The 3,551-nt window shown below is 45.9% G+C and carries 6 protein-coding genes; all 6 read left to right on the top strand.

Annotated features, from left to right (window positions below):
• Window positions 1-437, top strand: a 437-nt coding sequence (locus IE083_RS15335; protein ID WP_189354908.1) for a hypothetical protein, incomplete at its 5' end; no start/stop codon positions are given.
• 93 nt (window positions 438-530) lie between these two features.
• Window positions 531-821 (top strand): hypothetical protein, encoded by a 291-nt coding sequence (locus IE083_RS15330; protein WP_189354907.1) that lies wholly within the window; start codon window positions 531-533, stop codon window positions 819-821.
• Window positions 821-1,288 (top strand): PIN domain-containing protein, encoded by a 468-nt coding sequence (locus tag IE083_RS15325; protein WP_189354906.1) that lies wholly within the window; start codon window positions 821-823, stop codon window positions 1,286-1,288. Before IE083_RS15330 ends, IE083_RS15325 begins: the two co-directional genes overlap by 1 nt.
• Before the next feature lie 88 nt (window positions 1,289-1,376).
• The gene (locus IE083_RS15320) at window positions 1,377-2,024 is read left to right on the top strand and encodes a hypothetical protein (protein WP_189354905.1); all 648 of its coding nucleotides are present in this window, start codon (window positions 1,377-1,379) and stop codon (window positions 2,022-2,024) included.
• 375 nt (window positions 2,025-2,399) lie between these two features.
• On the top strand, window positions 2,400-2,720 hold the full coding sequence (locus tag IE083_RS15315) for a helix-turn-helix domain-containing protein (protein ID WP_189354904.1): 321 nt from the start codon (window positions 2,400-2,402) through the stop codon (window positions 2,718-2,720).
• Window positions 2,721-3,312: 592 nt separating this feature from the next.
• A complete protein-coding gene (locus tag IE083_RS15310; RefSeq protein WP_189354903.1) occupies window positions 3,313-3,510 on the top strand; it encodes a hypothetical protein in 198 nt (65 codons plus the stop codon).
• The last annotated feature ends 41 nt before the right edge of the window (window positions 3,511-3,551 follow it).

The following is a 3,551-nucleotide window of genomic DNA, read 5'->3' as shown; positions in this document are numbered from 1 at the left end:
GTTCGTCGATGGCCTCCTACCATCTGTCTGCATTTACACCACTTCCGTGGACTCTATCAGCCGAGGCCATTATCAACGTTATTCACACTTGGGACCTTGGCAAAATAAGTTGGGAAGGCGTATGCAAGGCTGCCAAACCCATCCTAGGCTACCATCCTAGCCGCTCTGGATTGAGCGCACACGAGGATATTCAAGCCGCCTTTAGCGCGCGCAAGAAAAACCTTAGCCAGCAGCCGCCTACAAAACTACCTAGCCCAGGCAGTCTCGCAGATGCCTCTCGAATGATTGCTGCAAGGGATGCTGAAATCAGCTCACTCAAGCAACTGGTCACGGAGTATCGTGAGAAGTTTGACCGTTGGCGCTACAACGCAATGCTTGCCAACGTTACCATAGAACGGCTTGACACCCCGCTGCCTTCAATTGAAAGACGAAAATAATAAAGACGAATCAATTGCAATGAGGGACAACCGATTAATTTGTTGTTTTGTCGGGTGTGTAAATTATATTTACAACCAAGAAAAGGTGAAAATATGGATTTCAAAAAAGCTATTTCCGTTGCAGAAGAAAATGCTAGGGAGCTTGTCCCCAATGCAAGGAATTTCAATCTTGAAGGTGTGATTATCTCTGGGGACAATTATGAGGTAACCATTAGCTACTACCTGTCAGGACAAAATCCACTCGAACTAAAGGGGGAAAATGGTGATAGCAATCCTTTGTATAAGCTTGCCACACTCATGGGGACAAGAAGGGAATACAAAACATTCATAGTCGACAAGGGCAACTTTGCCTTTAAGGGGTTTAAATCTTATAAAGAGACGTAATGCAGATGAAGAATGGCTTACTAATAGATACCAATCTTCTTCTTGTGATGATAATAGGCGGCATTGATGAGGGTCGGCATATCAGCCAATCTAAGCGGCTTGGCGCCTTTTGCATCGAGGACTACTACAAGCTATGGGAAATTGTTAAGGATTATGAGAATATCTGGATAACTCCTTACATTGCCACTGAGGCTTCTAATCTTATTGACCTAGATGGAGATGTCGGCATTAGGGCGTTTGAATTAGCAAGAGAGCTATTTGGCCAATTCAGCCAGGCAAGTACTTTGATTTCTGATGATTGTCATGATGATTTATTTCTCAAATTTGGATTAACAGACAATTCAATAATTAATTTATCCAAGAATTTCTATGTTCTTACAAATGACCAGAGAATGTTTATTCCACTATTCACGGCCAGTCCTGAGCGAGTAATCCCATATGTGCCTCATAAAATCTTAAATGCTTAGCACGGAAATGGACAGCTGCGCCCGCGACTTGCCTTTGACTGGCCGGGTCAATCTGAGTGGCATTTAATTTTTGTCTGGATGCATTAAAATGCGCAAACACTTTATACGTGCAGCCAAAAGACAGCAATTATTGCTGCTATGGTGGGAAATTTTTATTGAAGACATTCGCGCGCCATTTTTTGATACAGCGGCGCGTCTCCAATTTTTTCTGTTGATTGCACTTTTTGTTTTTATTTTGCCGGCAGAGGGCTATCCGGCATGGAGTGGCGAGCTAAAAAATACAATTCGAACAGTCCACGCTCTTTTCTATGCATTCCCTGTTTTTTTGATTTTTTCTGCCGGCCTATCAATATTTAAAGCATTAAGCGCATCAAAAAAACATGGACAATGGAAAGACAGCCGATTTGTTTTTCACCAAAAGCGCCACTTAATGACCGCAGTTGTAACGGCGGAGGACAATGGTAAACTATTTCCTTTTAAGGTTGCGGGCCTTCCAAAGCATGCGTCTGTCGACTTAATTGTGGAGATAGAGAAAGGTTTTGATGATAGAAATGTTCGAGTTCAATTTGTTTACGATAAAAATTTCCCAATAATGTGGGATGAGTACGAGCGACACAATATGTTGTGCCATGTACCTGACAATGAAACGCTTTATATAACAACAAGCAAGCCTTCGCCTTCCAATCCTTCGACCATTAAAGTATTTTTAATGTCTTGGTATGCTGGCGACAGGTGAATTTTCTCTCGAAACCCCAGTCACCCGGCGTTGACGCCTTGAAATCATGCCTGTAGATGCACATTAGGGTCTGCATCGGCAGCCCCGCCTTAGGCAGGATAGCCAAGGGCCATTTACATGGTGACGCCGATAGCTCAGGGGTTGTCCGCTCCTGGCCAACTGAGACCAAGAACCCCTCGGGGGTAGGCATCGTCGAGATGCATGAAATGTGAATCCAGGAGCGTTGTGTGGTCGTGGTCGATGTACCTGGGCTTTTCCATGCATGTCGTTCACCATCCATTACAATAACAGGTAAAAAATTACCTCTTATTGGTGGTTTCTACGCATAATAGGCGCAATATTGCCGGTTGTTGTGAATGGTGTCTGGAGAAAATCATGGAAATTGGTAGCGGACCGAAGCATCAAACTGCGGGTGAGGTAGAGGTGGTACTGGGGGAGCGGTTGAAGACACTGCGGATACACCGAAATCTCGACCAAGCAACGCTCGCCGAACGCGCGGGCATCAGTGTTCGTACCTTGCGGAATCTCGAAGCTGGCGGAGGTTCGTCGCTACGAACACTTATCTTGATTGTTCGCGCCCTGGGGCGAGAGTCATGGTTTGATACGATAGCGCCGGTACCGAGCATCAATCCGTTAATGCTGACGCGGACAGCTTCTCCTCGTCAGCGAGCTAGCAAGCCTCGACTCAAGAAGTAAGGCTGATAATTTGCTTGGCCATTATCCTGCAAGGGCACTGACCAGCAAACTGTTTCAGCTGCATTCCGTTCAGGGTACCTATAACAAGACTGCCATCGTCGTCCTATGGTAGGCCACTACTATGGATGCGGATTCCGACATAGCTGACCACTTGTGCCGGCACACTCTTACCGTTTTGTGGATGCTGCGCTGGTAGTGACCGCTTCCGGTTGCTATGCAGCCCGCAAGGTGGATAACTTGCTGTGTCACACTTCGGTCAGTTGCTGTCGATTATTCGCCGACATTCAGGCAGCCGCTCAACTCGAAAAGCAGTCGTAGTGCGAAATAAAGCTTATCGGCCGAAGCGGTCAGCCCAGAGGATTTGTGGATGTGTCTATTTTTGTCCGGAAAGGTAAAAATTCTTGTAGGCGTAGTTTTCAACTGGTAGACTCAATTCCGGCTTATGGGCAGATTTTGGGTCGCGTATCGCGGCCAGTGACAACAATGTCCGTAAGGATTGCCCTTGAAATGACTTGTCGATGCTTTACAGTCCCTCGACAGGCGCGTAGGAGTGCCCATAAGCCGCCCCCCACCTTGAGCTTAATGCGACTCTATGAAGAAAATCGATTCCCTGCGAGCTATCAAAACAAAACCTGCTCTTGCAGTACTTCTTGGAGTTAAAGCCCAATTTCTTACACATACGTTGTATGTGTTAAAACCTGCTACTCAGTACAAAACTTTTCAAATTAAGAAAAAAAATGGTGAAATTCGAACAATATCAGCCCCATTAGGCCCATTCCATTACCCATAAGTCTGCCGGAATCGCATCCCGAGGACGCAGGCAGCAATTTT

The sequence above is a fragment of the Vogesella fluminis genome (assembly GCF_014652335.1).
In the GTDB taxonomy this organism is placed as follows: Bacteria; Pseudomonadota; Gammaproteobacteria; order Burkholderiales; family Chromobacteriaceae; genus Vogesella; species Vogesella fluminis.
Note: the sequence above shows the minus strand (reverse complement) of the source record. Positions and strands in the feature narration are given on the sequence as shown.

Excerpts from the sequence above, each read along its gene's own strand:
- IE083_RS15325 (WP_189354906.1), top strand. The coding sequence starts at position 821 with ATGCAGATGAAGAATGGCTTACTAATAGATACCAATCTTCTTCTTGTG.
- IE083_RS15310 (WP_189354903.1), top strand. The coding sequence starts at position 3,313 with ATGAAGAAAATCGATTCCCTGCGAGCTATCAAAACAAAACCTGCTCTT.
- IE083_RS15330 (WP_189354907.1), top strand. The coding sequence starts at position 531 with ATGGATTTCAAAAAAGCTATTTCCGTTGCAGAAGAAAATGCTAGGGAG.
- IE083_RS15320 (WP_189354905.1), top strand. The coding sequence starts at position 1,377 with ATGCGCAAACACTTTATACGTGCAGCCAAAAGACAGCAATTATTGCTG.
- IE083_RS15315 (WP_189354904.1), top strand. The coding sequence starts at position 2,400 with ATGGAAATTGGTAGCGGACCGAAGCATCAAACTGCGGGTGAGGTAGAG.